Origin of the sequence: Streptomyces sp. SLBN-31 (assembly GCF_006715395.1) — a bacterium.
Classification (GTDB): domain Bacteria; phylum Actinomycetota; class Actinomycetes; order Streptomycetales; family Streptomycetaceae; genus Streptomyces.
Genome location: NZ_VFNC01000002.1, coordinates 19,804 through 46,432 on the forward strand (window position 1 = coordinate 19,804; position 26,629 = coordinate 46,432).

The 26,629-nt window shown below is 69.0% G+C and carries 22 protein-coding genes and 8 pseudogenes; 9 read left to right on the top strand and 21 right to left on the bottom strand.

Features of this window, described 5'->3' with window-relative positions; translation table 11 throughout:
- Window positions 1–27 precede the first annotated feature (27 nt).
- Complete coding sequence (locus tag FBY22_RS19860) at window positions 28–495, bottom strand: PaaI family thioesterase (protein ID WP_260845012.1); 468 nt, start codon at window positions 493–495, stop codon at window positions 28–30.
- A gap of 91 nt (window positions 496–586) precedes the next feature.
- Window positions 587–1,279 (bottom strand): MFS transporter, encoded by a 693-nt coding sequence (locus FBY22_RS44565; protein ID WP_222127806.1) that lies wholly within the window; start codon window positions 1,277–1,279, stop codon window positions 587–589.
- 32 nt (window positions 1,280–1,311) lie between these two features.
- Between FBY22_RS44565 and FBY22_RS44570 the strand changes: the two genes are divergently transcribed.
- Window positions 1,312–1,485: a hypothetical protein gene (locus tag FBY22_RS44570; protein WP_222127807.1), complete on the top strand. Its 174-nt coding sequence runs from the start codon at window positions 1,312–1,314 to the stop codon at window positions 1,483–1,485.
- A gap of 119 nt (window positions 1,486–1,604) precedes the next feature.
- On the opposite strand, the pseudogene FBY22_RS44575 reads toward FBY22_RS44570, so the two are convergent.
- The 8 genes and pseudogenes from FBY22_RS44575 to FBY22_RS19900 all read right to left on the bottom strand — a co-directional run.
- Window positions 1,605–1,868 (bottom strand): annotated as a pseudogene (locus FBY22_RS44575) (MFS transporter); the annotation flags it as partial.
- Window positions 1,869–2,446: 578 nt separating this feature from the next.
- Entirely contained in the window at window positions 2,447–2,953 is a 507-nt protein-coding gene (locus tag FBY22_RS19870) for a nuclear transport factor 2 family protein (protein WP_222127808.1), read from the bottom strand.
- A complete protein-coding gene (locus FBY22_RS19875; protein ID WP_142147857.1) occupies window positions 2,950–3,804 on the bottom strand; it encodes an enoyl-CoA hydratase/isomerase family protein in 855 nt (284 codons plus the stop codon). The genes FBY22_RS19870 and FBY22_RS19875 overlap by 4 nt, the downstream gene beginning before the upstream one ends.
- A 59-nt stretch (window positions 3,805–3,863) precedes the next feature.
- Window positions 3,864–4,481 carry a class I SAM-dependent methyltransferase gene (locus FBY22_RS19880; RefSeq protein WP_142147859.1) on the bottom strand — a complete coding sequence of 206 codons (618 nt, stop codon included), beginning with the start codon at window positions 4,479–4,481 and terminating at the stop codon, window positions 3,864–3,866.
- A gap of 57 nt (window positions 4,482–4,538) precedes the next feature.
- Entirely contained in the window at window positions 4,539–5,198 is a 660-nt protein-coding gene (locus FBY22_RS19885) for a response regulator transcription factor (protein WP_142147861.1), read from the bottom strand.
- A 315-nt stretch (window positions 5,199–5,513) separates the two neighbouring features.
- Window positions 5,514–6,662, bottom strand: coding sequence for a low temperature requirement protein A (locus FBY22_RS19890; RefSeq protein ID WP_142147863.1), 1,149 nt, complete (start codon window positions 6,660–6,662; stop codon window positions 5,514–5,516).
- A 162-nt stretch (window positions 6,663–6,824) separates the two neighbouring features.
- Window positions 6,825–7,676 carry an alpha/beta fold hydrolase gene (locus tag FBY22_RS19895; protein WP_142147865.1) on the bottom strand — a complete coding sequence of 284 codons (852 nt, stop codon included), beginning with the start codon at window positions 7,674–7,676 and terminating at the stop codon, window positions 6,825–6,827.
- A gap of 60 nt (window positions 7,677–7,736) precedes the next feature.
- The gene (locus FBY22_RS19900) at window positions 7,737–8,555 is read right to left on the bottom strand and encodes an oxidoreductase (RefSeq protein ID WP_142147867.1); all 819 of its coding nucleotides are present in this window, start codon (window positions 8,553–8,555) and stop codon (window positions 7,737–7,739) included.
- Between the two features lie 165 nt (window positions 8,556–8,720).
- Between FBY22_RS19900 and FBY22_RS19905 the strand changes: the two genes are divergently transcribed.
- Window positions 8,721–9,299: a TetR/AcrR family transcriptional regulator gene (locus FBY22_RS19905; protein ID WP_142147869.1), complete on the top strand. Its 579-nt coding sequence runs from the start codon at window positions 8,721–8,723 to the stop codon at window positions 9,297–9,299.
- A gap of 301 nt (window positions 9,300–9,600) precedes the next feature.
- On the opposite strand, the pseudogene FBY22_RS19910 reads toward FBY22_RS19905, so the two are convergent.
- The 8 genes and pseudogenes from FBY22_RS19910 to FBY22_RS19945 form a co-directional block, all read right to left on the bottom strand.
- A pseudogene (locus FBY22_RS19910) lies at window positions 9,601–9,739 on the bottom strand (IS5/IS1182 family transposase); the annotation flags it as partial.
- Window positions 9,740–9,774: 35 nt separating this feature from the next.
- On the bottom strand, window positions 9,775–10,980 hold the full coding sequence (locus tag FBY22_RS45190; RefSeq protein ID WP_260845013.1) for a hypothetical protein: 1,206 nt from the start codon (window positions 10,978–10,980) through the stop codon (window positions 9,775–9,777).
- A 214-nt stretch (window positions 10,981–11,194) separates the two neighbouring features.
- Window positions 11,195–11,674: pseudogene (locus tag FBY22_RS45985) on the bottom strand (TniQ family protein); the annotation flags it as partial.
- 6 nt (window positions 11,675–11,680) lie between these two features.
- Window positions 11,681–11,986 (bottom strand): hypothetical protein, encoded by a 306-nt coding sequence (locus tag FBY22_RS19925; protein WP_142147875.1) that lies wholly within the window; start codon window positions 11,984–11,986, stop codon window positions 11,681–11,683.
- 614 nt (window positions 11,987–12,600) lie between these two features.
- Window positions 12,601–13,197: pseudogene (locus FBY22_RS19930) on the bottom strand (Ku protein); the annotation flags it as partial.
- 18 nt (window positions 13,198–13,215) lie between these two features.
- A complete protein-coding gene (locus FBY22_RS44440; protein ID WP_186363022.1) occupies window positions 13,216–13,554 on the bottom strand; it encodes a hypothetical protein in 339 nt (112 codons plus the stop codon).
- A 118-nt stretch (window positions 13,555–13,672) separates the two neighbouring features.
- On the bottom strand, window positions 13,673–14,110 hold the full coding sequence (locus FBY22_RS44445; protein ID WP_186363023.1) for a hypothetical protein: 438 nt from the start codon (window positions 14,108–14,110) through the stop codon (window positions 13,673–13,675).
- 1,719 nt (window positions 14,111–15,829) lie between these two features.
- Window positions 15,830–16,786 (bottom strand): Ku protein, encoded by a 957-nt coding sequence (locus FBY22_RS19945; RefSeq protein ID WP_142147879.1) that lies wholly within the window; start codon window positions 16,784–16,786, stop codon window positions 15,830–15,832.
- A 320-nt stretch (window positions 16,787–17,106) separates the two neighbouring features.
- Here FBY22_RS19945 and FBY22_RS19950 point away from each other — a divergent pair, with 320 nt between their 5' ends.
- The 3 genes from FBY22_RS19950 to FBY22_RS19955 all read left to right on the top strand — a co-directional run bounded on the left by FBY22_RS19950 (window position 17,107) and on the right by FBY22_RS19955 (window position 18,754).
- Window positions 17,107–17,385 carry a hypothetical protein gene (locus tag FBY22_RS19950; protein WP_142147881.1) on the top strand — a complete coding sequence of 93 codons (279 nt, stop codon included), beginning with the start codon at window positions 17,107–17,109 and terminating at the stop codon, window positions 17,383–17,385.
- 388 nt (window positions 17,386–17,773) lie between these two features.
- On the top strand, window positions 17,774–17,938 hold the full coding sequence (locus FBY22_RS43960) for a hypothetical protein (RefSeq protein ID WP_160159918.1): 165 nt from the start codon (window positions 17,774–17,776) through the stop codon (window positions 17,936–17,938).
- A gap of 564 nt (window positions 17,939–18,502) precedes the next feature.
- Window positions 18,503–18,754, top strand: coding sequence for a hypothetical protein (locus tag FBY22_RS19955; RefSeq protein ID WP_142147222.1), 252 nt, complete (start codon window positions 18,503–18,505; stop codon window positions 18,752–18,754).
- Between the two features lie 367 nt (window positions 18,755–19,121).
- Here the strand turns inward: FBY22_RS19955 and FBY22_RS19960 are convergent.
- Window positions 19,122–19,975 (bottom strand): annotated as a pseudogene (locus FBY22_RS19960) (IS5 family transposase).
- Between the two features lie 149 nt (window positions 19,976–20,124).
- On the opposite strand from FBY22_RS19960, the pseudogene FBY22_RS19965 reads away from it, so the two are divergent.
- Window positions 20,125–20,515 (top strand): annotated as a pseudogene (locus tag FBY22_RS19965) (transposase); the annotation flags it as partial.
- Window positions 20,516–20,625: 110 nt separating this feature from the next.
- Here FBY22_RS19965 and FBY22_RS19975 read toward each other — a convergent pair.
- Entirely contained in the window at window positions 20,626–21,303 is a 678-nt protein-coding gene (locus FBY22_RS19975; protein WP_142147885.1) for a metalloregulator ArsR/SmtB family transcription factor, read from the bottom strand.
- A gap of 85 nt (window positions 21,304–21,388) precedes the next feature.
- Between FBY22_RS19975 and FBY22_RS19980 the strand changes: the two are divergent.
- The 3 genes and pseudogenes from FBY22_RS19980 to FBY22_RS19995 all read left to right on the top strand — a co-directional run bounded on the left by FBY22_RS19980 (window position 21,389) and on the right by FBY22_RS19995 (window position 24,890).
- Window positions 21,389–21,830 (top strand): annotated as a pseudogene (locus FBY22_RS19980) (hypothetical protein).
- Between the two features lie 662 nt (window positions 21,831–22,492).
- On the top strand, window positions 22,493–23,608 hold the full coding sequence (gene tal / locus FBY22_RS19990) for a transaldolase (RefSeq protein ID WP_142147887.1): 1,116 nt from the start codon (window positions 22,493–22,495) through the stop codon (window positions 23,606–23,608).
- Window positions 23,609–23,639: 31 nt separating this feature from the next.
- Window positions 23,640–24,890, top strand: a complete 1,251-nt coding sequence (locus tag FBY22_RS19995; RefSeq protein WP_142147889.1) for an NAD(P)/FAD-dependent oxidoreductase — start codon at window positions 23,640–23,642, stop codon at window positions 24,888–24,890.
- A gap of 661 nt (window positions 24,891–25,551) precedes the next feature.
- Here the strand turns inward: FBY22_RS19995 and FBY22_RS20005 are convergent.
- A pseudogene (locus FBY22_RS20005) lies at window positions 25,552–26,581 on the bottom strand (FGGY-family carbohydrate kinase); the annotation flags it as partial.
- Window positions 26,582–26,629 lie beyond the last annotated feature (48 nt).

The window sequence follows — 26,629 nt, forward strand, 5'->3', positions numbered from 1 at the left end:
TCCCTGGTGCGTTGATTGGGGGGAAGGTCAGGCGGTCGGGTCGGTGCCCCGGGCGGCGTGCTGACTGATGCGCGCCAGCTGGTGACCGCCGATCGGGAAGATCTGGCAACTGGTGGTGGCGTGGGCGAGCAGCCTCCCGGTGAGGTCGGTGATGGTGGCGGTGGCGTAAGCGGTGCGCCGACCGATGTGGAGGGCGGTGCCTTCGCAGCGGATACGGCCGGTGTCGACGGTGACCGGGCGCAGGAAGGTGACGTTGACGCCCTGCGTGGTGTAGCCGGTTCCGGCTGGGAGGCGGCTGTAGACGGCGGCGCCCAGCGCGTTGTCGGCGAGGGTGGCGAGGACGCCGCCGTGGACGGTGCCCAGCGCGTTGTAGTGCCACTCCGCGGGGGTCAGCTCGAACACGGTGCGGCCCGGTTCGACCTCGCCGAGCTCGATGGCGAGGGTCGCTGTGGCCGGAGGTGGCGGCAGCGTTCCCTTGCCGAAGCTCTGCAGCACCTCCAGGCCACTCAGATGCTGGATGGCCTCGACGGACGGACGGGGGTCCTGCCAGGTGTAGGCGCGGTGGCGGGGCGGGGGGGGCTCGTGTTCACGAGGCGGTGGTCGTGGTAGTGGACATGGGTGTTCCGTTCTGGTGGGGGCGGTTGTGTACGGCGGTCAGGGCCGGCACGGCGGCGGCGAGGAACACGGCGGCGGTGACGGCCAGGCCGACGTGTATGCCGGCGGTGAAGGCGCTCTCGATCGCCGCGCGGCCGGCGCTGGACAGCGGTCGGGTTCCGGTGCTCCCGGAGGCGACGGCCGCCTCGACGGAAGCCCGGGCGGCAAAGGGGACGCCGTGGGCGGCGAGCTCGTGCGGCAGGTCCGCGGCGACGCGGCTGGTGAACAGCGAGCCGAGCAGTGCGGTGCCCATGACTGCACCGACCTGCCGGGCGGTGTTGACCGCGCCGGAGGCCATGCCCGCACGTTCGGGAGCCACACTGACCAGCGCGGCGGCTGTACTGGGCGCAACGACCAGGCCGCAGGCGGCCCCGAACAGGACGAACAGCGGCCACACCCGGTTGTAGGGGGTGTCCGGACCGATCGTGGTCAGCCCCAGGACAGCGAGAGCGCAGAGCAGCAGGCCGAGCGTCAGGGGCGCCTTGAAGCCGGTACGGCGGATCGCTCGGCCGGTGAGGTAGGCCGAGACGATATAGACGCCGAACAGCGGAAGCATCCGCCAGCTGGTGTCCAGCGCGTTCAGGTGCTGGACGTTGTTGTAGAACATCACGACGAGGACGGCCACGCCGGTGAAGCCGAAAAAGCGCCACCGCGGCGATGACCATCACGGCGCTGAACGAGCGCGAGGCGAACAGCCGCACATCGAGCATCGGCGCCGCGGCCCGCAGCTCGACGGCGACGAACGCCGTCGCGCCGGCCGCGGCCACGATGCAGGCGGTGATGACGGGGGCGGCGGTGTATCCGTCCTGGCCGCCCTGGATGAGCGCGTAGACGAGACTCGCGATCGTGACGGTGCCGAGTAGGGCGCCGGGGATGTCGAGACCTCCGCCGGGGCCCAGGGACTCCGTGGTGAACGGGACCGCGACCAGCAGGGTGATGACTCCGAGGACGGCGTTCGGGACGAACACCGCATGCCAGCCGGAGTGGCCAAGCAGGACGCCGGCGAGCAGCGGGCCGATGGCCAGGCCGATGCCCGACGACGCCGCCCACACGGTGATCACCTCGGTCCGCCGGTGCGGATCGGTGAAGGTCGCGCCCAGGATCGCCAGGCTGTTGGGCAGGATCAGCGCACCGCCGACGCCCGAGACCAGCTGTGCGGCGATCACCATGGCGGTGGTGCCGGCGGACGCGGCCAGCAGACCGCCGCCGATCATGACGACCACGCCGACACAGACATTCGTTTGCGGCCCCACAGGTTGCCCAGCGTGCCGGCCGACAGCACCAGACTGGCCACGACCAGCGTGTACGCGCTCGGGATCCAGATGAGCGCGCTCGGGCTGACGTGCAGATCGTCCCGGATCGCCGAGAGCGCCGAGATCGTGGCGGTGACCAGCAGGAACGTCATCATCACGCCCAGGCACGTCGCCACCAGCGTCAGCGTTTCCCTGCGCCGTGCGGACGTTTCCGGATCTGTGCCGGCTCTGCGGCCGCCTCCGCCGGTCGGCGGTCGTTCCGAAGCCGGCGTGGAGGTGCCGGACGAGCGCCTGCTGCGGACGCGGTCCGTGGTCATGGAGAATCCTTCATCGTTCGGCGAGGATGTGGGGGACCACCGGCACGAGCGCAGCCGCGCGGATCGGTTCACCGTCCTCGCACGGTGAACCGCGTTCCTCTCTCACGCGGGGAAAGGGCCACTGGGAGAAGCCGCCGTGACTGCGGCAAGAGACGGATTCCTCATTGCACACAGTCACGACGTACAACGGGTGGCGCGTGGCCGGTTCAGCCCCTGTCGGGGTCAGCCGGCGGCCATGCGCGTGGCCGCTTGCGATGCAAGGATCTGCACCGCGCCGGCGGGGCGCATCATCACCATGAAGTCGGTGATCTTGCCGTCGGCGTCGAACTCGACGAAGTCGGCGCCGGACAGGCGTGCGTCGCCGACGCGGGTGCTGAACTCCAAAACGTAGCCCGTTCCGCTGCCGAAGTGCCGCAGGTAGGTGAAATCCTCCATGAGGTCGAACACGACGCGCAGGATCGCCGACATCGTGTCTTTGCCCTGGTACGGCTCGTAATCTGCTGGAGAGCGGTACGTGACGTTCTCCGCGAGCAGTTGGGGGAGCCGGTCCCAGTCCAGCTCCGCGACGATGCGTCGCCACTCCGTGATTCCAGCCTGTGCCGCCTTGGGCGGCTGGGCCGTCTGTATGTGAGCCATGATGTCGATGTCTTTCGCTTCGGTTCGCTGCGGGTGGTCGACGTGCTTCTCGCCGGCTTCCGTACGGAGGAGGCGACGCGAAGCGGGCGTCATCGCGAGTGGACGGCGCTTATGCCTGTGTCGTTGATGAGGCCGGCGTAGTGGCCCAGGTTCTGCTCGATCTCCTCAAGACCGATCTCGGCGATGGCCTTTCCGAGCTGCGGCACGCGCGCCTGGAACCCCGGCCAGTTGACCGATTCCGCGAACTCCGCCCAGGACGCGCGCAGATCGGCCACCGGCGGCAGGGTCGACCGGTTGATCTGTGCCTTGGCGGCCAGGACGGACTGCTTGTCGAACGAGGCGATGCGCGCTGCCACGCCGCTCACGAGGTTGTCGAGTTCGGCGTCGGCGACGGCCCGGGTCACCCACCCGTACCGCTCGGCCGTATCGGCGTCGAAGTCCTGGCTGGTGAGAATCGCTTCGAGAGCCCGGTCCCGCCCCAGCAGCCGGGACAGACGGTCGCTGCCGCCACCGCCGGGGACGATGCCGATCGCGACCTCGGGCTGGCAGAAGAACGCCTCCTCACGGCTGGCGTAGCGCAGGTCGAAGGCCAGGGTGATCTCGTCCCCGCCGCCCCTGGTCCGCCCGCGGATGGAAGCGATGCTGACGAACGGGGCACTGGTCAGGCTCGTTACCAGGTCGACCCACGTCGGCGTCCCGTCGGCGCTGTTCAGCGCCAGGAGTTCGGGCACCTGGCCGAGATCGGCGTGGTTGAAGAAGTATCCGGGCGTCGCGCTGTCGAAAATGACGACCTGGACCTGCTCGTCCCGGCTCAGTTCATCGACGACGTCGACCAGTTGAGTAACGGTGTCCGCACCGACGACGTTCACCGGCGGATTCGAGAAGGTGACCTTGCGGATCTTCGGCGCCACTGTCTCGATACTGAACATGCTGTGCTGCGTCATGGTGTGCTCCAGTGCTGATCTTCTGAAAGTGCTGAGGGGACGAATGGCGAAGGTGAGAATCAGGGGGGCGTTGTCAAGGTGTTTCCGGAGGCTGTCGTCGGCGGCCTTTTGTGACAGGGCAGGGCGGCGCGGTGTACGTACGCCGGCGGGACGTTCGGCCACACCACCCGACTGCGCTCGACGGTGGAGAATCGCGCGGCCAGCTCGGCGGCGAACCGTCGGGCCGGCGGTGTCCACGCCGCGTGGACGTAGGCGAAGGTGCTGAACCGACCGCTCGGGGCGAGTGAGCCGGCCGCCGCGTCGAGGATCCGGCGCTGCCGCTCGTGCGGCATGACGGTCCACGGCAGACCGGACACGATGACGTCGACCGGATACGGGACGAGCGTCGCCAGGTCCTCGGCCGAACCCTGGACCATCTCGACGGCGCTGTCCTGATATCGGTCCGTGAGCCGGCGGGCGAACACCGGGTTCAGTTCGACCGCCACCAGCCGCGCCCCCGGAGCCAGCCGCCGCAGGATGGCCCCGGTGATCGCGCCGGTGCCGGGCCCCAGCTCCACGACGACTTCGGCGTGGTCCAGGCCGAGTCCGGAGGTCATGGCCTGAGCGAGGGTGGAGGAACTGGGAGCGATCGCACCGGTGAGTCGGGGGCGGCGCAGGAACTCCCGCATGATCGACATGCCCCGAACCTAGGTATCGGCTGTGTCGTCGGGCGTCCTCCCCAGCGCCCAGCCGGGTCATCCACCAGGACGAACCAGCCCGCTCTCGTAGGCAACGACGACGGCCTGTATGCGATCACGGATGTGCAGTTTGGTGAGAATCCGGGCTACGTGGGTCTTGACTGTGGTCTCGCCGAGGAACAGCTTCTCGGCGATCTCCACGTTGCTCAGCCCGCGGCCGACCAGACCCAGTACCTCCCGCTCGCGGTCGGTCAGTGTGTCGAGGCGTGCGTCGGTGAGCGGAGCGACGGTGCCGGTGATGTACCGGTCGATGAGCCGCCGCGTCACCGACGGGGCGATCATCGTGTCGCCGCGCAGCACGCCGCGGAGGGCGACGAGCATCTCGGCGGCCGAGGCGTCCTTGACGAGGAAGCCACTCGCTCCGGCACGCAGCGCCGCGTACGCGTACTCGTCGCGGTCACAGGCACTGAGCACCAGTACGTGTGTCCCGGGCAGTTCGGCGCGCACCTGCGCGGTCGCCGAGATGCCGTCCAGACACGGCATCCGCACCCCCATGACGACGAGGTCCGGGCGCAGAGCGAGTGCCTGCGCCACAGCCGTCTCGCCGTCCCCGGCCTCGCCGACGACCGTGAGGTCCGCCTGGCTGTCGACCACCCCGCGCAGGCCGGCCCGCATCAACTCCTGGGCGTCACAGATCAGTACGCCGGCCTCTGTCATGGCGCGCCGCCCTCTGACACGGCCACCCGCTCACGCGCACCGGTCGGCCTGTGTGCGAAAACCGGATGGCCGGGGTTGCGGGTACCGGCGTGGACGGCCGTGCCAGGGCCGAGCGGCTCGAGGGCAGGTGTCGGGGCGAGGCCCCGGTCGGCTTCGGTGGCGAAAACGGTGCTGGTGGACAGGCCCATGGAATCCTCCTGGTGCAAGGGGGTGCGTGAGAGGCGGGTCGGTCTCAGCGAACGGCCTGCCGATGTTCTGTGCGGACCGGACGCGTGTACCGGGGGTCAGGTGATCTGGTCAGTTGTGCGGGCGGCCTCAGGGGGCCGGCCTCGCATGCGCGTCGCCGGTCGGACGGCGTTCTTCGAGCGCGGCCAGTGCGACGATGATCGCCGCGGCGACGACCGCCGCCAGGTACGTGGTGGCCGCCAGCGTGAGCATGCCTGCGATGACCAGAGCGGACAGGGCGAGCAGCCGTGACCAGTGCAGGTCGTCGAACAGGTTGGCCCCGTGCCAGGTCTGCGTGGCGATGAAGAGGGCCGGCCCGCCGAACAGCAGCAGGTTCGTGGTGAGGCCGGCGTGCTCCACGGGGTGGGCGATGACGCGTTCGTCGGCCACAGCGGCGGCGATCAACCCGGTGACGGAGGCCATGAGGCTGATGACACCGCTGCGCCCGGCCCGCATCGGGTCTTCGGTCCGCTCGTAGTGGCGCACGACACGTTCGGAGCGACTGAAGAACAGCCAGAACAACGCGATCGTGCCGGTGAGCGCCACGCCTGCGGTCAGAAGGGTCATCGGCTCGTGCGGCGCCGCGGTGAGTGCGGTGCCGGTGGTCATCACCGTCTCGCCCAACGCGATGATCATGAACAGGCGGCCGCGTTCCAGCAGATGGCCGCCGGCGAAGCCGACCTGCCGGGACTGAAGCCTGCGGCCGGGCAAGGGATGCGCGGTCCAGGTGCCCGCCAACTCGACCAGGGTCGCCGCGGCCCACCACGCCAGCCGCGCGCCGCCGCCGACCGCCGCGCCGGTCAGCCACAGGGGTGCGGCCGCGATGAACCAGATCAGTACGCGAACGAAGTGCTCCTGGTTGACCTCATCAAGGCCCACCCCGAGCAGCCATACCGTCCGGCCGATGTGAATCAGCAGGAAGGTGGCGACGAAGACCCACCCGGCGTCGTTGAAGGCGCGTGGGATCGCGGCGTTCATGAACAGCCCGACGAGCATGACCGCCAGCAGCATCCGCCGGGTTCGCGGGTCCTCGGCCGGGACGAGGGTGACCGCCCAGGTGGTGTACGCCCACGCCGCGTAGACCGCGAGGTAGAGCACGAGCGTCTGGGCCGCGCCGGTCCACGTCGGGTGCGCCAGCAGCTGATGCGACAGCTGCCCGATCGCGAACACGTAGACCAGGTCGAAGAACAACTCCAGCGGCGTGACCTCCCGGCGCGACGGATTACTGGTCAACTCCACGGGGTCTCCTCGGTTGCACAGTCTGAGGGCGATGTCCGACAGTTGCCGGCCGGCCGCCGGCGGAACCGCTCAGGGGTATGTCGTCCCGGGCCGCGGACCTGGACCGTGACCATGGCCGGGGAGGCGTTGCGGTTTCCGGCCTGTCGGGCTTGGGACGAGTGGTCAGTCGGCGAGGAAGGCCGTCACCTGGCCGGCGAAATCCTTGGCGTGCTGGAAGAGGAAGGCGTGGCCGGCGTCGCTGTAGGCGACGAGGGTGGCGTTGGGAAGGTGCTGGACGGCGGTGTAGGCGGCCAGCGCGGGGATCATCGCGTCCTGCATGCCGGTCGCGTACAGGACGGGCCGGCTGATGCTCTCCAGGTCCGCTCGCACCTGCTCGAAGGCAATCGCCGCGTCTTTCCCGATCGCGGTGATCTGGCCCGTGGCCGCCGCCTCGGACACCTCGGGAACGCCGGTGGCCAGCCGGGTGGCCACCCTGGCGAGGTGGGCGTACCCGGCGGCGCGCCCGGTGTCCGTCTCCGGGAAGAACAGGAACACCAGGTCGTCCCCCGTGACCTCGGGCTTGGTCATGGTGGCCCGCACCTTCGGGTTCGGGTCCGGGGCGCCGGGCACCGTGCCGCCGGGGTTGGCGGCGGCCACGACCAGCCTGCGGACCAGGTCAGGCCGGGTGCGGGTGATGTGCTGGGCTACGGTGCCGCCCAGCGTCCAGCCGAGCAGGTCGACCTCCGTGAGGCCGAGGGCCTCGATGAACTCGACGGCGCCCTCGGCGAGTCCCTCAACGGAGTCCCGGGGGGTGCCGGTGGTGTAACCGGTGCCGACGTTGTCGAACACGATCACGTCGTGCTCGGCGGCCAGGTGGTCCAGGAGCTCCGGGTCCCACCAGTCGAGGGTTCCCCGGACCCGGTTCAGAAGGATTAGCAGGGTACCGCCAGTCGGGCCGAGGCGCCGGTAGGTGAACGTCGCGGAAGGACCTTCGACGGTGAGGTTCTCGGCCGCGTCTGCCAGGTAGGTGCTCATGGCGAGCTTCGCTTTCCTGTCGCTGTCGTCAGGTGGTGGCTGTGTGGGTGGTGGGGGGTGTCAGGCGGCGGGCAGGCGGTTGAGCTTGCGCAGCTGCTGGTCGAACATGCGGGTGGGGACGATGCGCCGCATGGCGCGGACGCGTCCGGTGATGCCGCCGGCGGTGTAGCGCAGCTTGGGCTTGGCGTCGGTCGCGGCGGCGACGATCTCCTTGGCGACGACGGCGGGGTCGTCGCCGTCCTTGACCGCGCCGGCCATGTACTCCTCGAAGATGTGGCGCTGGTGGGCGTAGACGTCCAGGGGGTGGTCGGGACGCACGCTGGCCGCGTCGAACGCGGTGTTGGTCCAGGCGGGTTCGACGAGCAGTACCCGCACGCCGTACTCGCGGACCTCGTGGTCGACGGACTCCGAGTAGCCCTCGACGGCGTGCTTGGAAGCCGCGTAGGCCGCCATGTAGGGCTGCGGCATGAACCCGACGATGGACGAGATGTTGATGATGCGTCCGCTGCGCTGGCCGCGCATGTACGGCAGGACGGCGTTCGTCATGCGGATGACGCCGAAGACGTTGATGTCGAACAGGCCTTGCGCCTGCGCGGCGGAGCTTTCCTCGGCGGCGCCCGCCGAACCGATGCCCGCGTTGTTGACCAGGACGTCGATCCGCCCGAACCGGTCCATGACCTCTGCGACCGCGGCGGTCACTGAGATGTCGCTGGTCACGTCGAGGTCGAGGAAAGTCACGCCCTTGAGGGCGCTGACGTGCGCGGTGTTGCGGCTGGTGCCGACCACCTCGTAGCCCGCCGCGGCCAGCGCGAGGGCGGCCGCCTTCCCGATGCCGGAGGAAGCACCCGTCACGAGGGCTACCGGCCGTGTTGTCGTCATCTTGGACTCCTGGTTCCGGGACCGGGGCGATCCCCGATCGGTATCACCAACGTATCAGTTAATTCAGAAGAAGCAACAAGAGAGCATCAATTAATGAGGTAGCCGTAGCGTTCACGTATCCTCTACAGAGGGTCAAGACGTGAGCCGACGAGACAGGAGACAGACATGGGTCGAGCACTGCGGGCAGATGCCGAGCGCAGTGTGCGCGCGATCCTGGAGGCGGCCGAGCGAGTCCTCGCCCAGGACGCGAATGCTTCGATGGAGCAGATCGCCGAGGCTGCGGGGCTGACCAGGATCACGGTGCACCGGCGGTTCGCGAACAGGCAGGCACTCCTGGAGGCGCTCGCCGTGTCCGCGAAGCAGCAGCTCATCGACGCCATCGAGGAGGCTCGCCCCGACGCCGCTCCCGCCCTCGTCGCCCTGTATCGGGTGACCGCGAACGTGCTGCGGGTAAAGAGCGCCTGGCGCTTCACCCTCAGCCACGCCACGGCTCACACCGAAGCGGCCGCTGCCCTCTGGGGCGAGATCAACGCCCACACCGTCAAGCTCTTGACCCGCGCACAACACGAGGGACTCCTCGCCCCGGACACGGATCTGGAATGGACGGGGCAGGTGTACTACGCCCTGATGAGCGAAGCACTCAACAGGCCCGGCGCCGACCAGGACCCTGCCGCGCAGGATCCGGACACGCTGGCCACACTCGTCATCGACACACTGCTGCACGGCGCCGGACCACACGACTGAGCCTGGCTGCTCGACCGAGTGAGTTCGACGCCCCCGCCTCGCGGACACCCTCGCGGTCGTCCTGTTGCGCCTGCCTGCCCAATCTGCGCTCATCATTGTTCCGGCGTTCTTCGACCGGGCCATGGAGCGTGCCAGGCATCCGTGCGGCGTGGTCGGCGTAGATCGTCGCCGAGCGCATACGGCACTTCGTCGACCTGCTGCTGGACCGCTCGGGACCTCGGCGAGAAGGTCGACGTCGGCCAGGGCGGCCGTGGTGGTCCTGTACTTTCGACTGGCCGACGGCAGAGCACGGCCGTCGAGGGGCGGGCCAGGCGGCGGGTCATCAGCGTGATCGCCGCCCATGCGATCAAGCATTCCGAATGCTGAATGAGCCGTTCGTAGTCCCGAGCATGCCGTCGAGCGCTCATCATCCAGGCCAGCGACCGTTCAACGACCCAGCGCCCCAGACGGTCACGTGCTGTGGCGAACCAGCGGTTCACGGCCGACTCGTGAGGATGAGCGAGTCGGAGTAGCGGATGAGGGGTGCTTTGAGCGTTTGGAAGAAGGAGATGCTGGGTGCGGGGCTGCGGAGGAGCTTTCGGACGCGGGCTTCCCTCGGCGGGGTGAGCTCGTCGCCTCTTGGCGTGGGCGCAGTTCTGGTGGGGGCCAGGCACCACTCACTGCCGGTGACACGGGACCAGATGAACTTCGAGGAGCAGTCGCGCAGGAGGCCGGCCGAGTAGGAGAACACGTGGTGGTCTCCGTGTCGGCGGCGAAGTTCTGTTTCGAGGTCTGCCCAGGCGTCTGTGCTCAGGGTCCAGCCGAGGAAGCGGAGGCGTCTGGAGCGGTAGTCGATGTACTCCTGGGCCTGGGAGACGTGTTGTGCCAGGGCGGTGAGGGAGGTGGCCAGGTCTTCTCTGCGCCAGAACCGGTAGTGGCTGTTGTAGCGGATTTTCAGGCCGGCGCTCCTGTTGTGCCCGCGGTGCCATTGGTCGGGGAGACCGAGGAAACTGGCGGCGTCGTTGAAGAGCATGTCGGATGCGATCTGGACCAGTTGAACGGCGGCATAGCGGCGGAAGGCGATGCTGCGGGCCATCGACCGGGCGTCCGTGAACATTACGGAAAACCAGTCGTCCGGCAGCCACTGCGGGATGTGATCTGGTTGGAAATGGCCGATCCGGGCCGGGATGACGGCTTGACGGGCCCGTCGGTGGACCGTTTCGAAGTAGTGGGAGCTGGGAGTGAAGTGGGCGGGGACTGCGCTGATCACGCGCTCTTGAAGCAGGTAGGAGCCGTGTCGTTGCAGAAGCCGCCAGGTGTTTCCCCAGCCGCTCGTCCGCTCGGGCGGCGCGGTGCGCAGCAGGACGCGAAGTGCCTGCTCAAGGGCTCCGGGGGGCAGGGCCAGGAGTCGGGAGCTGATGTCTAGGAGTCCAGCGGTCGCCAGGGTGGACCTCGGTGGCGTCACCCAGCGGTTTACCCTGGCAATGTGTGTCATCGCCGCCGGGTCCGCTTGGCGGACTTCTGCGACGTGATCGTCCAGGGCGCTGGCCAGAGGTCGTTCCGGAGTGACAGCAGCTGCGGCGGGCCAGGTCGCGTTGACGATCGCGGCGATGACCTGGAGATCGCTGAAGGCGGTGAACGCGCTGGTGGCGTCGTGCGAGGGGTGGAGCAGGTCTAGGAGGCGCTGCTGCAGTCGGATCATGTCGGCGCTGGGCGGGGCTGAGACGGTGAGGTGATCTGGGCTTTCCATCCGGTCGCGGCAGAGGTCGGAGGCTCGGGAGCCGACGACGTTGCGGGCACTGAGCCGGGTGCAGGCCGCCGATCGTTGCCGACGCGACGAGCTTGAGCGTGCTGGTCGGGTGGCCGCAGTGAGCCGGCATCGCGCAGGCAGGGCAGGTGTCCTGGAGGAAGAGCCGATGCTCGGTGCAGAGGAACACCACGCCCAGGCGCCATTGCAGTTTCCAGGCCCCGCCGTGCCGACGTTGGATGTCGCTGCCGTCGCCGGCCAGGCAGAAGGGGCAGTAGCGGGTGCTGGCGCCCAGGAGCCACGGAGGGAAGTAGCCGCGGGGGCGCAGCTGGGATGGATCGGTTGGCCGGGTCAGGGCCTCAGTGACGGGTGGAAAGCGCTCGAAGAGCGGTCGCATGGTGAGCTGGTCGGCCTGCTGGGGCGGCAGGCGGAGTGAACGGGCGAAGCGGTCGCGGTCGTTGGAGGTGAGCATCAGCAGGTGGCTCGTGGTCGACCTGCCGATGTGGGCCTTCCCGCCGTGGACCAGGCCCATGGCCAGGGACAGGCGCCCTGGCGAGAGGTCCAGGCGGTGGGCCAGCCGCAGGAGAAGTCCCGGAAGGCTTTCCCCTGGCAGGGGCAGCAGGCTACGCGGGAGCGGGCGGTCGTCCACCTCTGCCTATCCCTGAGCGGCGGAACGGGGCCCGTGGTCATCGAACACGGTGTTCCGGCAAGTGCGGCCGCCCTTCTGCCTCGCCGCGCCGGCCGTCTTGCTCCTGGGCTGGCGGGGGATGCCGGGGACGGGGGGAACTTCACCGGCGCCGGGGTCGCGGCCGGGGTCGTCGAGGCTGATGACGATCTCGTCGAGCAGGCCCTCGTCCAGGAACTCTTTGCCGCTGTCCATAGCTTCCTGGGCGCCGTCCTCGAGGAGCCGTTCGAGGAGGCCGACGACTCCGCCGGTGCGGCGCATCAGGTACTCGGGCATCCCGCCGGCTGTGAGCATGCCGCGCTTGGCCTTCAGCAGACGCAGCTGCTGTTCGATGCCGCGAAGGTGATCGGTGAAGGCCGCGATCTCCGCGGTCGAGGGACTCGCCCAGCCGCGGCGGCGGTGTCGGCTGACGTCCGGCGGATGCCTCGCGGCGCTGGCGCCGGTCAGCGTCGACGGCTTCGGCGACGGTGCGGGCCTGCTCCGGCCAGGGCATCACGTCTGCGGGCGTCTCCTCCTCTCCCGCTGCCGGTGTCCGGTCTAGCTCGGCGGCGCGGCTCTGTGAGGCCTTGCGCGAACGTGCGGTCCGCTCCCGCTTGGTCATCTGCGTCGGCCACTGATCGACCGGGATCGCTGAACCGAGCAGGTCCAGCAGGGTCGGCAGGAGTTCAGCGTCCGACTTCGGGGAGAGACGACGTCTCCTCACCTCGGCGAGCAGTTCCTCCGCGGTCCGGTCGGAGAACGCCGGAACCTCGCCCCTGGGCGGCAGGCCCCTCCAGGGCAGGACGTGCCAGTGGTCGTGGTCGGCCGGGTTCTGGAGGAACACGGTGCGGCGGTCACGGCGGTCAGAGCGGACGACCCACTTGCCTTTGTGCTGCCCGCCTCGGGCGGACGATCAGCTGCCGGGCGGTGTCCATCTCCTTGCCCTTGGCGCCTTCACGGCCGGGCAGCACCGGCAGCTCCTGGTGCGGGTCGCGGACCTCATCCGCCCAGTGCAGTGTGTGCAGCACCAGCACCGGTTCCTGCGCCCGCAATGCGACCAGGTACTGCTTGCCGCGCATCACGAACGTGGCGATGCCGGTCTTGTTCTCCTTCTCCAGCGCGGCCCGCAGCAGCTCGTAGACCTTCGTGTACTCCTCGCCCTTCGGCGCGAGGTAGTAGGTCTTGTCGAAGTACACCGGCTCGACCTCATCGAGGTCGACGAAGCCGCTGATGTCGATGACCTGGGACTTGCCCGGCGCGATCTCGTCCAGCTCGTCCGGCTCGACGATCACGTAGTCGCCGCCGCCCAGGTCGTAGCCTTTGACGATGTTCTGGTAGTCCACCTCCTTGCCGGTTCTCTCGTTCACCCGCCGGTAGCGCACGCGGTCGGAGGTGCCGCGCTGCAGCTGGTGGAAGTGGACGGTGTGGTCCTCGGTCGCGGTGAACAGCTGGACCGGCACCGTGACCAGCCCGAACGTCAGCACCCCGCTCCATATCGCTCGCGCCATGTCCCTGCCCTTTCTGCTTCATGTCCGGTGTGGTGTCTGTTCGGCGAGCTTGTGGACGTGTGCGGCGGCGTCCTTGGCCCGGCGCCGGCTATCGCGCACGGCCCGGTCCGCATCCCGTCGGCGGTCGCGGGCCTTCCGGGCGGCGTCCCGGGCCCGCTGCTGATCACGTTCGGCGTCCTGAAGCTGCCGGGAGAACTCGGTGACGCGCTGCTCGGCCTGCTGCTGCTCGTCCTCCGCCCGGCGCTGCTCCGTCTCGGCTGCGGCCAGCGCGCCTTCCCGGTCGTGGAGCTCCCGCTCGGCGTCCGCGGCCTGCTGCCGGGCCCGCTCAAGGCGCTCCTGCTGCTCCCGGCGTCGCACGCGCGCAGCATCCAGATCGGCTACCTCGCCCGCGGGCCGGGGGCGCGGCGGGGAGCTGGTGCCCGTGCAGGCTGCGGGACAGGGGTGGGGAAGCCGGCCGGAACGCTCAGCGGTTTCGTCAGTCGGCCCTTGGCAAACTGCTCGGCGGCTCTGGGTCGGCTAGCGCCGCGTGCAGGGTGTCCTGGACCTCCTGGCGCACATCGTCGCTGATGCGCTGCCCGGCCTGCGCCGTGAGCTGGCCGGCCTGCCGGGACAGAGTGAAGGTCAGCTGGTGCTGCTGCGCCGACAGCTCCCGCAGCTGCTCGCCGTCCAGGTTCTGGTGGGCCTGCCGCAGCACCTCACCGAGTTGCAGCAGCCGCTCGGTCTCGTCCGGCTGTTCACGCACCAGCAGATTGCTGGCCCACGCCGCCAGAGTCGGTCGGCGCAGCCGACGGATCCGCTCGGCCAGCTCCCGGTCGCCGGCAGCCCGGGCAGCCTTGGCCCGCTCGTCCCGGACGGCTGTGAAGTCACCCGGGGCCAAGCCGTACAACTCATCGGCGACCGCGTCCGGATCCACTCCTGCCTCCCGCCATCACCTCCACGATGTCAATTTTGTCAGTGTTTGATCTGACATGGTCGATGTGGACCGGCAGCCCTCCTGACCGCTCCCGACCGGACTGTTCCCGAGGCCGGAATCCGCCCGCGGGGAATGGCTCGTGGCTGGAATACGTGACGGGTACCAGCAGCCCGCCCTGACCTCTCCCCCGCCGATGTCCCCCTGCTGACGCGCTGATGCGGCACGGGGGCGGCGGCCCCGCCGACGCGCAACCAGTGAGCGCGCCTCGATCCCCGGCTGTGTCCGGCCGCCCATCCCGCCCTCCCTCATCCTCAACTCCAGCCAGGCATGGACGAAGGGGGTCGCAACGGGGATGTCAGCGGCCCGACCACGCCGTACGCCCGTGGTGACCTGGGCGGACTTCGGGGCCGCTGTGGAGGCCGGCGCAACACCTACCGCAACACTCAGCGCAACCTCTACCGCAACGCCCAGCGCAACACGGCGCCTTATGAGAGGAACCGACGGCCGGGCGGGCTGGTCACGGTGTCGCCCTGCGATCCGGTGCCCACGATCTGGAGCTGGTCGCCGGTCGCGCGCATCGCTGTCGCTAGGTCGTGCTCGTGCTCATCGTGCTGCCAGGCCCAACCACCCCGCGGACGGCGTCGGCACGCTGGCCCGGATCCGCACGAGCGACGGCCCGGACGGCGACGTCGTCTTCGAGCGGAGCGCGGAACGACCAATGGGGCTGTGGACCGAAGCCGGGGAGGAACTCCTGCGGATCGTGCCGCTGCTCGGTCCGGACGCGCCGCCGGCGGACGACCTCGAGGGCTGCCGACTGTGCCCCGGCTGCTACCGGCCCGTCTACGAAAGCTCTTCCTCGCACACCCTGATCGGGGCCGGTCCGATGCCAGTGATCGGGCTGTGCAGGCTGTGCGCCGAAGGCACCAGCTTCGCTCGCTGCACCAGATGGACGTCCCGGTCGACCCGCAGCAGCGCGCCGTCCTTGAGACCGTGGCCGCCGCCATGGCGTAGCCGCGTTCCGCCTACCGGGCCGGACGTCGGGCAGCCCCCTTGGGGCGAGACGTGCCCGGCGTCGCGCGCGCCGTCAGCGGCCAGCGGGTTCGGGGTAGCGCTCGCGGCGCCGGTACGGGTCGTCGACGCCGATCTCGTACCAGGGCTCGCCTTGCTGGAGCCGGGGCAGGGTGTCGCGACGCCGTGCGGACCGAACCCGGCTGACTGTTGGCGATAGTTGGCGGATCGCTTGGAGAGTCTCTGCAGGTCGCGGCGTTTCTGTTCACCGCAGTTGTCGGGACCTGTGCACGGTAGTTGGCGGCTCCGGGGCTCTAACCAAGCACTTCAGCAGCGAAGACGCAGCACGTGGTTGCGGCGCCCTCGCCAACTATCGCGAATGGACACACTGACCGAGTACAAGAACCTGGCGATCTTCCGGCTGGTCGCCCAGCGATGAGTTCGTCGCGCTGGCCGTGGCGGTCTGGCGGCTCCCCCGCTCCGCATGGCCCGACATCGCCGCGGTCGCCGTGCTGTCCGCGGCCTCGGTGTACCTGTGGCGGACCTCCGCCAACATGACGCAGCTCAACCAGGACGGCCTCCCCGGCTTCTCCGCCAACGACTGGGCCGCACCCGACCTCACCTACCGCCCAGGGACAACGTCCCTTCACCACCACGCCCTTGATGACGGCCTTTCCTCACCAGCCATTCCCGACCAGAAGGCGCGTCGAGTCACGCGCTGCGCGGCTTACGAGCGGCCGTTTTCTTCGCCGCCTTCTTGGCGGTGGTCGACTTCGAGGCGGTCTTCGTCGCCGTCTTCTTGGCGGGCGTCTTCTTCGCGGTCTTCTTGGCCGGGCTCTTCTTCGCCGTCGACAGGTCGTGGACGTCGGCGTCGCCCGTCTCGCCACGGGAGGTGCGCGCCTTTTGCACCGACTCCTGCAAGGCGGCCATCAGGTCCAGCACCTTCCCCGGCTGCTCTTCCGTCTCCGGGGCTTCGGGCAGCGGCTGGTCTCCCCGCTTCGCCTCGATCACCTTCGCCAGCGCCTCCGTGTAGGTGTCGTGGAACTCCTCATCGTCCAGGTCCTCGCGCGTCATCGTGTCCACCAGCGCCAGCGCACCCTTGATCTCGTCTTCGTCCACCTCCACCGGCGGCGGGACGATCTCGGCAGGATCACGGATCTCGTCCGGCCACCGCATCGCGTGCAGCACCAGCGCGTCCTCACGCACCCGCAGCAGCCCCAGACGCTCCCGCCCGGACCATGCGTACTTGGCGACCGCCACCTTGCTGGACCGGCCCAGTGCCTGCACCAGCAGCTTGTAGGGCTTGCCCGCCACCGTGCCATCCGGTGCCAGGTAGTAGCCCTCGCCGATCTGGATCGGGTCGATCGACTCCAGCGGCACGAACGCGGCGATCTCGATCGCCTTCGCCGTGGGCAGCGGCAGGTTGCTCAGCTCCCGGTCACTGATCGGGACGACCTGGTCCTTCGCGAACTCGTAACCCTTGCCGATCTCCGCGCTCGAGACCTCACGGTCCTCCAGCTCACAGAACTTCCGCACCCGCACCCGCCCCATGTCCTCCAGGTGGTACTGGTGGAACTGGATCGCATGATGCTCGGTCGCGGACGTGACGTGGATGGGCACGGTCACGAGACCGAAGCTGATCGCACCTGACCAGATCGTTCGGGGCATACCTCACCTCCGCGACAAGCCCCGAGCAGGTCCAGCCTACGAGCGCCCCCTCCACCCCGCACGTGTGTGGACGTCACGGGCGGCACGCCGGCGCCGATACTGTCGCGGCCGTCTCATAGCCAGGTAGACCTGGCCGACCTGGGCGGTCGCCGTCGCTCTGAGACCAGATCGTTCGGGGCACGGCAGACAGCGTGTGAGCCCCGAGAAGGCCCAGCCTGCGAGTCCGCCCAGAAAGGAACATATACGACAAAGGCTCTGAATAGGAGTTTCTTTCAGGGGCACACCGTCCAGGGAATGCCACCCCCCGAACGGAGCAGCCAATGATCATCAAGAAGATGCACGACCTGGGCATCCGCAGCGAACACGCTTACACCGCAGCCATGGTCTCTATCGGCCTGTCCGTCCTCACCTGGGCAACCAGCCTCAAAGGCGAACCCGGCAGCCACGCCGACCTCGCCCGCGCCGACCGCTGGGGCATCTTCGTCGGCGAATGGGCACCCACGTTCTTCGGCCTCGGCGTCGCCCTGTCCCACTACGAGCAGCAGGACGGCACGCTGACCGCCACCGTGCACGAGCTGCGCGAACGGAAGGCCGGCTGACCCGCACAAGCGCCCGCCGCGCCACGGGGCAGACACGAGCAACGGCCCCAGCCGCCCGCTCCGAAGAGCAGACGACGGGGCCCACGCACGTGTTGATCAGAGAAGGCACGAGACCGAAGCAGCTGAGGCCGGCCGCCCCGTCATGGCGGGTGACCCGTAGATCCGCTCCAAGGACCGGGAGGTCCTCGACGTCCCCTGGCAGCCGCTTGCCGCTCAGGAGTCACTCGGGCGGCTGATCGCGAAGCAACCAACCTCACTGCGGACTGACGTTATGTCATCTTTTGACCGGTCCGCCGTACTGACGGTAGGAGAAGTACAGGTCGCGGTCGAAGTCGAGCTCAGAGAACTTGCACCCGATGGCCCGGAATGGGGCGGCCTTCTGCGCGACGTGCCCAGGTGGCTCGCCGCCGCCATGTGCCAGGGCGAGAACGCCCGGCTGCGCCTGCCCGGCGGCCAGGAGCGCACCGTGTATCCGGCCGGGATGCCCCGCACGGACGCCCACGAGCGCATGCTGGTGCCGTTCCTGGGTGAGGGCACACCACCAGCCGACTGACGCCACCGACATGCCGCGCCAGCAAGGAAAAGCGGCGCCCATGCTGGACTGTCACCCTTGCAGCCAGGGGTGGATGGCTCCTTGTTTCTGATGCTGCGGAACTCGAAGGCGCCGCCTGCTCTGGCCGAGCGCTCACGACCGTCTTGGCCGAGGAGGCCACTGGCCGGCTTGGCCACGCCGGGGGAAGCGCGGCCAAGCCGGTCGGGCAAGGGCGGTCATCTGCGAAGAGACACCCGCCGGCCCAGGTAACGATGGACCGCCTGGAGCGCCCGGCCGTCGAGACTCCCGCGAACCCGGCGGTCCTCGCCTGCACTGCAGGCGAGTCCCTCGCAACGACGCCCGTGCCACTCCCTGGCGGCATCCAGAGCCAGACGGCCGGTACTGATGAGATCGCCATGCGAGGCGCGAAGGCACCAGGGCAGAGCGGTCAAAAGATCATGAGTCGAGCTGTAGGGCGGTCAGTGCGGTCGTCCAGTCGGTGACGATGGCGTGCTGCGCGGCGGTGAGCGTGATCTGTCCGGCGCAGACCGTGCGGCATGAGTTGGTTGGGGCAATGCTGATTGCATGAGCGATCTCAAGTGGCAGGACGCCCGGTCAGTGCGCCTGAGTGGAGACCTGATCTCTATGACTGTCGAGGCTCGACCTACGGACCTCGTCAACGAAGTCACCGGGGCCAAGGTCGCCTTTGACGGATCCTTCCTCCATATCCATCCGTCAGGAGACGCCCCGGTGACTGTAGTTCCAGCGGCGATGCTGAAGCGTGTGGTGTACGAGCGATCGACACCCTGGGCCGGGGTGGCCACCAGTAGCGGCTGAACTCAGAGCTACGTGTTCGGGGCCTGGCCAGCGGCTGTTTCGGCGCCGACCGGCTCGGGGCCGTCCCGCTGGGCATGCCGAGGAGTTCGTGCATCTCACGGACCCTGAATGTCTGGTCGGGGTGCTGGTTGAAGGCGTTCACGATGGCCTGGTAGGCAGTGGTCGACTCGAGCGGATCGGCCTCGTCTCCGCCTCCGGTCGGCGCGAGTTCGGCGATGACCTTTCGGGTGGTGGCCACGATCCGCGAGGCGGGCCTCGGTCTCGGCGAGCACGGCGGTCAAGTCCTCGATCTGGCTGCGAAGTTCACCGGCCCGGGCCGTGGCTTTGTCGTGGCGGGCCTGGAGATCGGTCAGGAACTCGGTGATGTTCACGCGGTCGCCCGGAGGGTGTCGCGCCAGGTGGGAGCGGGTGTGGTGAGGCGGCGGGTCATGTTCGCGGTGGAGGCCCAGTAGACGCGGGAGGCGGAGGTGTCGGGCCGGTGGTCGTACTCGCGCGCCAGACGCCGGTCCAGCATCAGCGTGCCGTTGACCTGCTCGACCACCCACCGCTTCGGCTGCGGGACGAAGCCCTTGCCCTGATCGGCCGGGTTGCGGCGGACGACCTCGACGGTGATGTCCAACAAAGCGCCGTGGATGATGCTTCGTCCTTGAAGCCCTGGTCCACCAGGGCCTTCTCCAGACGCATCCCGCACCGTTCGGCCGCCTGGTCGAGCAGGGCGGTGCCGGCGGCGTTGTCATGGGCGGAGGCGGCCAGGACGACGACGCCGATGATCAGGCCCAGCACATCGACGACCAGTCCCCGCTTGCGCCCAGGGGTCCTCTTGTTCGCGTCCAGCCCCGTCGTGGTCTTCGGAACCCCCGCGGCCGCGCGCACGGACTGGGTGTCGATGATCACGAGGGACGGGTCCTCTAATCGGCGAGCCTTCTCCCGCACCTGGCAGCGCAGGAGCTCCTGGATCCGCTGGTCGAGCCCGTCCTGGCGCCACAGCGTGAAGTAGTAGAACACCGCCGCCCAGGCGGGCAGATCGTGCGGCAGGTAGCGCCACTGACAGCCCGTCCGGTTCTGGTAGAAGATCGCGTTCACGACGTCCCGCAGATCACAGGTACCAGGGTCTCCCGTCGCCGAACGGCCCACCCGGTCCTACTTCCAGGCCGTGATCATCGGCTCGATCAATGGCCATCGCTCGTCCGACAAGTCGCTCGGATACGGTCTTCGCTCCATGCCCGCATCCCAGCATGATCATGGCGAACGGCCGGCCTGTACGGCGATCAGTACCACGAACGAGCGATCACGAACCGAGGAAGATCGGACTCAACGCCCTCTGAGAGTGCCAGTTGGGGCAGCCCGTGTCCGACGAGCAGCTCGTCGCGATGCTCGTGGAGCGTGTCCGGTCGGAGGCTGCAGTTGACCGGGCAGGGTGGGCTGCTACAGCAGCTGCCGAAGCGGGTGCTGGAGTCCGCCATGGAGGACGAGATCACCGATCACGTCGGCTATGACAAGCACGACGTGGCCGGCAGGAACAGCGGCAGCAGCCGTAACGGCAGCCAGGCCAAGACTGTGCTGACCGACGTCGGGCCGGTCGAGGTGAAGGTGCCCCGCGACACCGCGGGCACCTTCGAGCCGCCGATTGTCCGCAAGCGGCAGCGCCGTCTGACCGGTGTGGACGAGATGGTGCTTTCCCTGTCCGCGAAGGGCCTCACGCACGGGGAGATATCGGCTCATCTGGCCGAGGTGTACGGGGCGGAGGTGTCCAAGCAGACATCTTGCGGACGCGGCGGCCGAGTTCCCGGATCCGGTCGAAGACGACGACGGAGTCGTTGACGGTCAGCAGCGCGGCCAGGAAGACGCCGTCGATTCTGTCGCGTGTTCGATCAGGCGACCGGCTCCAACCGGACACAGCACCGGCCGGGGCTGGGCGACAGACAGGCTGCGTACCCGCACTCGCCCAGTCCGTGAAGGACACCGCGCAGCAGATGCAGGTTCATGCCGCAGACCGTCTGCGTGTACTCACGGGCCAGGGAGTGGAAGGGACAGTTGCCGAGCACGATGGCGCCTTCTCCGTGCCGCGGCTCGAACCCGTAGCGCTCCAGCAGATCGAAAAGACTTGCCCTGCCCGGCTCGCCCAACACCCTGCCGAGCTCTTCGGCCCTGCGGTGCAGCACCTCCTGCACCGGCGCACCGGTTGAGCCGGATTCCTCCACCGACTGTGCCAGGAGCCGCCCGGCGAGCTCGTAACGCCGGTCCGGCAGGCTGACCGCGATCTGTTTCGCCGAACGCCGGTACAGCTTGGCGGGCCGCCCCGCCCCCGGACCCGCCCGCCCGCTACGCCGCTCATAGACCACGTCGAGCAGGGACTCATCGGCCAGGCGGTCGAGATGGAACGCCGCGGTCTGCCGCGCCAAACCGAGCGCGGCGGCTGCCTCGTCCCGGCCGACCGGGTCCGGCTGGCGCACCACATGGTCGTACAGCCTCCTGCGCGTCGGCTCATCCAGAGCGGCGATGGCGGAGACATCGGCGTCGCGTACTTCGTTTGAGTCGTCCACGAACACCAGTGTAAAACCGACAGCCATTGACTAAAGAAGGGATCGGAGATTCTATAAGTAATGAAGTTCGTCGATAGAAAGAGAGGTCGCGATGTCCTCCGCAACCACAAGCCCCACATCCGCTGCCGCCCCGCAGCGTGCGCTTTTCACTGATCCCGGCTACCAGGCGTTCGTCATCCTGCGTACCGCCTTCACGGTGGCGCCGATCGTGTTCGGGCTGGACAAGTTCGCCAACCTGCTCGTGGACTGGCCCGCCTACCTCGCGCCGTGGATCAACGGCCTTGTTCCCGGCAGTGCCCAGGCGACCATGTACGCCGTGGGCGCGATCGAGATCGTGGCAGGCATCGCCGTGGCCCTCGCTCCCCGCTTCGGAGCCTGGCTGGTGGCCGGCTGGCTGGCTGGCTGGCATCATCGTCAACCTCCTGACCATCCCCGACTACTACGACATCGCACTGCGCGACTTCGGCCTCCTCCTCGCCGCTGTCGCACTCGCACGCCTCGCCGAGCGCTACCACGGCAAGCGGCAGCACTGATCATGGACAAGCTCGTCGCCGCCGGCCTGCTGCGCTCCCGCTACGACAGCCCGGACGGCATCCGCCGGATCGGCCGCAAGCCCACGGTCTACGAACCGGCTGACACCGACATCCGCATCAGCATCCCGGAGCGCCGCCCCGACGTGCTCGCGGAGATCCTCCTCGACGCGGTCCCCGACCAGCAGCCGGATCAGGACGCACAGTTGGCCGCACTGCGCTCGGCCCGCCGCCGCGGCGAGGACCTCGGCGCCGCGACGCGCGCCCGCAGCCGTCCCGGCCGCCTGGGACCAGAGCGTTCCGTCACCCTCGCTGAGACCGTGCTGGAACAGCACGGCTTCGAACCCGACCGCCAGGCCTCGACCGAACTGCGGCTGCTCAACTGCCCCTTCCATCCCCTCGCCGCCCGCTCGCCCGAGCTGGTGTGCGCGATCACCACGCCTTCCTCGGCGGATTCCTCACCGGAGTGCAGGCGGCCGGGATCGACGCCGTCCTCGCACCGCACCCGGGACGATGCTGCGTCCAGCCGCGTGCCGCATCAGGCGCCCGCGGCACGCCGAGCCCCACCATCGGCGCCGGAGGAAACGAGCCCGGCGCCATGGCACCGCAGGATCCGGACAGCGCGCCCTGAACGCAATCGCGTGAGGCGACGCAAGGAGAAGATCATGAATGAGAACCTGGACCGGCTGACCGCCCAGGGCGTGGCGATCTGGCTCGATGATCTGAGCCGGGAACGGCTTGCCGGCGGGGGACTCGCCGACCTGGTGCGCGAGCACCGGGTGGTCGGCATCACCAGCAACCCGACGATCTTCGCCAAGGCGATCCGTTCCGGTGACCGCTACGACGAGCAGATCGGTGATCTGACCCGGCGCTGGGTGCGGGTGGAGGAGGCCGTGCGGTTGCTGACCGCATTCGACGTGCGCTGGGCCTGCGACGTGCTACGCCCGGTGTATGAGGCCAGTGACGGGATGGACGGAAGGGTGTCCATTGAAGTGGATCCGCGCGTCGCCCACGACACCGCGGCGACGATTGCCGAGGCGCGCGCCCTGTGGTGGCTGGTGGACCGGCCGAACCTCTTCGTGAAGATCCCCGCCACCCAGAAGAGCCTGCAGGCGATCAGCACGGCGCTCGCGGAGGGCATCAGCATCAACGTGACACTGATCTTCTCCCTGGACCGCTACGACCAGGTGCTCCGGGCCTTCCTGGACGGCATGGCCCAGGCGCACGCAGCCGGACGTGATCTGGCATCCATCGCGTCGGTCGCCTCGTTCTTCGTCAGCCGGGTGGACACCGAGGTCGACAGCCGACTGGACAAGATCGGCACGCGCGAGGCCCGAGCCCTGCGCGGACAGGCCGCGATCGCCAACGCACGCCTGGCCTACCAGCACTTTGAGCGGGCCGCTGCCTCCCAGCAGTGGCAGGCGCTGGCCGCGGCCGGCATGCGCCCGCAACGCCCGCTATGGGCCTCCACCGGGGTGAAGGACCCCTCCTACGCCGACACCCGCTACGTCACCGAACTGGTGGCGCCCAGCGTGGTCAACACGATGCCGGAACAGACCCTGCGCGCGGTCGCCGACCACGGCCGTATCCAGGGCGACACCATCCACGGCACCTATCCGGCAGCCCGCCAGGTACTGGACGACCTCAAGGCCGTCGGCGTGTCCTACGACGACGTGGTGCGAGCGCTGGAGGACGAGGGCATCGCCAAGTTCACGGCGTCCGGGACCGACCTGTTCAGGAACCTGGACACCGTGCTGAACACCAAGCGCGACGCCGCCTGATGACGCCGCGGACCCGAGCAAAGGAGCGGACATGGCCGCGCACACGGCATTGGTGATCGTCGGAGCCGGGCTGGCCGGCGCGAAAGCCGCGCAGACCCTTCGGGAGGAGGGCTTCAGCGGTCCGGTCGTCCTGCTCGGAGAGGAGAGCGAGCACCCCTACGAGCGGCCGCCGCTCTCGAAGGGCTACCTGCTGGGCAAGGACGAGCGGGACACGGTCTACGTTCACCCGCCCCAGTGGTACGCCGACCACGACGTCGACCTGCGCCTCGGTACTGCGGTCGCGGCGATCGACCCCGCCGCCCACGAGGTGGCCCTCGCCGACGGCAGCCGCCTCAGCTACGCGAAACTGCTGCTGACCACCGGTTCCTCACCGCGCCGCCTGCCGGTACCCGGAGCCGACCTCGACGGCGTGCTCTACCTGCGCCGGCTCGACGACAGCGACCGGATCAAGGAAACCTTCGCGTCCGCGTCCCGGATCGCGGTGATCGGAGCGGGCTGGATCGGCCTGGAGACCGCAGCCGCCGCCCGCGCCGCCGGCGTCGACGTCACGGTGCTGGAGAGGGGGGAGTTGCCCCTGCTGCGTGTGCTGGGCCGCGAGGCCGCCCAGATCTTCGGCGACCTGCACACCGATCACGGAGTCGACCTGCGCTGCGGTGTCCAGGTGGCCGAGATCACCGGCGACGGTGGCCGGGCCGACGGCGTCCTGCTGACCGACGGGACTCGCATCGAGGCCGACGCGGTCGTCGTCGGCATCGGCATCACCCCCAACACCGGGCTTGCCGAAGCGGCCGGTCTTCAGATCGACAACGGCGTCCGCGTCGACGCCCACCTGCGCTCCTCCCACCCGGACATCTACGCCGCCGGCGACGTCGCCAACGCCGCCCACCCGCTGCTCGGAACACACATCCGCGTCGAGCACTGGGCCAACGCCCTGAACCAGCCCCAGACCGCCGCCAAGGCCATGCTGGGCCAGGACGTGTCCTACGACCGCGTGCCCTACTTCTTCACCGACCAGTACGACCTGGGCATGGAGTACACCGGCTACGTCGAGCCCGGCGGCTACGACCAGGTCGTCTTCCGCGGCCGTAGCGACACCCGCGAATTCATCGCGTTCTGGCTGTCCGAGGACCGGGTACTGGCCGGGATGAACGTCAACGTCTGGGACGTCACCGACCCGATCCGCGCCCTGGTGACCTCTGGCCGGGCCGTCGACACGACGAAGCTCGCCGACACGAAGGTGCCCCTGGCCGACCTTCTCAGCCAGGTGGACCGGGCCAGTTGACACCCGTGGACGTTTCAGATCAGACGGCGCAGTTGGCCGAGCGTCGCCGACAGAATCGTGAGCCGCCATGTGCCTGAGGCCGGATCCGGTGACACCGGGGAGCAGAGCTTCCGGCGGTGCAATCGGCGCGCTGTGCCTCGACGTCAGCCTCGGAGCAACTCGGCCAGAACCTCGGCTTCGCTGATCTCCGGCTGCTTGGTCGCGGTCAGGAGGGGCCTGCTCCACCTCGACTCCGCCCAGGTCGGCGTGGACCCCAACAGGCCGCGGGGGGTGTGCCGCACTCGCACGAGGGACAACCCGTGCGAGTGCGGGCCCAGGCCACCACCGCGGTCATCGAGTCCGGCCTCGCCGAGCGGATCGGCAGGCCGGCCGTCGAGGCGCTCAAGCAGGCCCTTGCGGCCGACTGGGGAGAGCCACCCGTCGTCCCCACCCGCTGATCGCGATCCCTCGACGATCTCGGCCATCGTGGGGTAACGGGCCGGCCGCCCGAGACCGCTCGAGTACTCGTCATGGCCAGACGTTGGCCTGTGCCCGAAACGTGTCGGGGTCGCTCTCCACAGGGAGTACGCACAGCAAATGACCGCCAGGCACTCGTAGCACTCGGCACTCCTGCCACCGCGAGACGTGCTTGGCGCCCAGGGCGATCAGGCGTGCGGTTTCCGAACCACGCGAAGATGTCGCCGACACCGCTCTGCCCGGCCTCGTAACCCCACAGCCCGGGCAGGATGCCACCGTCCATGACCCCGCACATGCCGGGCACGACACCCTGCTGGTCGGAGCTCATCACATGGCAGGTGGAGGTGCCCATGATGGCGACCATCCTGATGCCCTCCGGCAGCCCCGTCCAGGCGGCGGCCTCGGCCGTCAACACCCCGGCCGGATCGCCGAGTTGACCGACGCGGTGGTCCAGCTTGTCCGTCACGAAGTCGGCGAAGTCCGTGTTCAGGGCGGCGAGATAGTCCCGGGAGGGGTAAGTGCCGTCCTGGTATTGGCCCTTGTAACCGGCTGTGCAGGCGTTGCGGACGTACCTGCCGCAGAGGCGCCACACGATCCAGTCGGCCGCCTCCAGCCACCGCTCGGTGCGCCGGTAGATCTCCGGGTCCTCCTCCAGGACCTGGAGCGCCTTGGCGAACTCCCACTCCGAGGAGATCTTCCCGCCGTACCGCTCCAGCCACGGCTCCTTCATCTCGGCGGCCAGGACGTTGATCCTGTCGGCCTGATCCTGGGCGGAGTGGTGGCGCCAGAGCTTGACGTAGGCGTGCGGGCGGTTCTCCAGGCCGGGGAGTTCGCACAGCGGTGTGCCGTCGGCGAGGACCGGCAGGACCGTGCAGGCGGTGAAGTCGGTGCCGATGCCGATGACTTGCTCCGGCCGCACTCCGGCGCGGACGAGAGCCTCGGGCACGGCGTTGCGGAGCACGTCGATGTAGTCCGAGGGACCTGGAGGGCCCAGTCGGGGGGGGCAGCCGAGTGCCGTCGGGCAGGTTCCGGTCGAGGACGGCGTGGGCGTAGACGTGCTCCGCCGCGGCCAGTTCCGCGCCGTCGCGGACCCGTACCACCACAGCACGGCCGGACAGGGTTCCGAAGTCGACGCCCACGACACGCCGACGGCTGGCGTACAGCCGCCCTCCCGACCACGCAGCGAGCACAGACGGACACCGCGGGGCAGGCGGACTGCGAATCGCCACCCTCATCCGGCATCACCAAAAGCAATGGCACAAGGTGAACTCCTCATGCATTCT

Coding starts and splice junctions, on each gene's coding strand:
- FBY22_RS44570 (WP_222127807.1), top strand. CDS start 1,312: ATGACCATCACGGCGCTGAACGAGCGCGAGGCGAACAGCCGCACATCG.
- FBY22_RS19870 (WP_222127808.1), bottom strand. CDS start 2,953: ATGACGCCCGCTTCGCGTCGCCTCCTCCGTACGGAAGCCGGCGAGAAG.
- FBY22_RS19875 (WP_142147857.1), bottom strand. CDS start 3,804: ATGACGCAGCACAGCATGTTCAGTATCGAGACAGTGGCGCCGAAGATC.
- FBY22_RS19880 (WP_142147859.1), bottom strand. CDS start 4,481: ATGTCGATCATGCGGGAGTTCCTGCGCCGCCCCCGACTCACCGGTGCG.
- FBY22_RS19885 (WP_142147861.1), bottom strand. CDS start 5,198: ATGACAGAGGCCGGCGTACTGATCTGTGACGCCCAGGAGTTGATGCGG.
- FBY22_RS19895 (WP_142147865.1), bottom strand. CDS start 7,676: ATGAGCACCTACCTGGCAGACGCGGCCGAGAACCTCACCGTCGAAGGT.
- FBY22_RS19900 (WP_142147867.1), bottom strand. CDS start 8,555: ATGACGACAACACGGCCGGTAGCCCTCGTGACGGGTGCTTCCTCCGGC.
- FBY22_RS19905 (WP_142147869.1), top strand. CDS start 8,721: ATGGGTCGAGCACTGCGGGCAGATGCCGAGCGCAGTGTGCGCGCGATC.
- FBY22_RS45190 (WP_260845013.1), bottom strand. CDS start 10,980: ATGATCCGACTGCAGCAGCGCCTCCTAGACCTGCTCCACCCCTCGCAC.
- FBY22_RS19925 (WP_142147875.1), bottom strand. CDS start 11,986: ATGCCCGAGTACCTGATGCGCCGCACCGGCGGAGTCGTCGGCCTCCTC.
- FBY22_RS19945 (WP_142147879.1), bottom strand. CDS start 16,786: ATGCCCCGAACGATCTGGTCAGGTGCGATCAGCTTCGGTCTCGTGACC.
- FBY22_RS19950 (WP_142147881.1), top strand. CDS start 17,107: ATGATCATCAAGAAGATGCACGACCTGGGCATCCGCAGCGAACACGCT.
- FBY22_RS19955 (WP_142147222.1), top strand. CDS start 18,503: ATGAGCGATCTCAAGTGGCAGGACGCCCGGTCAGTGCGCCTGAGTGGA.
- tal (WP_142147887.1), top strand. CDS start 22,493: ATGAATGAGAACCTGGACCGGCTGACCGCCCAGGGCGTGGCGATCTGG.
- FBY22_RS19995 (WP_142147889.1), top strand. CDS start 23,640: ATGGCCGCGCACACGGCATTGGTGATCGTCGGAGCCGGGCTGGCCGGC.